The sequence below is a fragment of the Acidovorax sp. KPB24-07 genome, from assembly GCF_057543315.1.
On the sequence record NZ_BAAJYS010000904.1, the window covers coordinates 1 to 639 of the forward strand.

Consider the following 639-nt stretch of genomic DNA (forward strand, 5'->3'; position numbering starts at 1 on the left):
GCGAGGGCCTGGGCCTGCCACCCGCGAGGCGCTGGAAGCCGCCCAGCGCGCGGCCTGGCGCAATGCCTTGTGCACCGCCCACGTGGATGTGCTGTGGCGCAGTGGCGACGAGGGCGGCGAGCCTTTGCTGGCCAGTCCGCTGGTGCTGGCCCTGCAGCTTGCCGGGCAGGCCCGCGCCGGCACCGATCCGCGAAGTGCGCGCGAAGTGCCGCTTGCACCCGTGCCCCGGCCGATGCCGACGGGCGAGGCCCTGCCCGTGCTGCAGTTGTCCTCCACCGCCTATTCCGATCTGCGCCACTGCCCCTACCGCTTCTTCGCGTTGCGCCAATTGGGCCTGCAGGAATCCGACGAGCTGGGCGCCGAAGTGGGCAAGCGGGATTTCGGCAACTGGCTGCATGCCGTACTCCAGCACTTCCACGAGGCGCTGCAGGCGGCGCCCACCGAAGTCTTGCCGGCGCGCCGCGCGCTCATGGATGCCGCGGCCGAGGCCGTCACCCACGCGCAGCGGCTGGCATCGGGCGAGTTCCTGCCGTTCGCCTCCGGCTGGCCGGCCCTGCGCGACGGCTACCTTCGCTGGCTGCAGGACCACGAAGGGCAGGGCGCTGCCTTCCGGCAGGCCGAGGTGCGCTCGACGCAGTC

The 639-nt window shown here is 72.6% G+C and carries 1 protein-coding gene; it reads left to right on the plus strand.

The window, feature by feature from the left end; genetic code table 11:
• Positions 1-639 (plus strand): PD-(D/E)XK nuclease family protein (locus AC27IQ_RS26590; protein WP_487091468.1); only part of this gene is annotated, 639 nt, incomplete at both ends.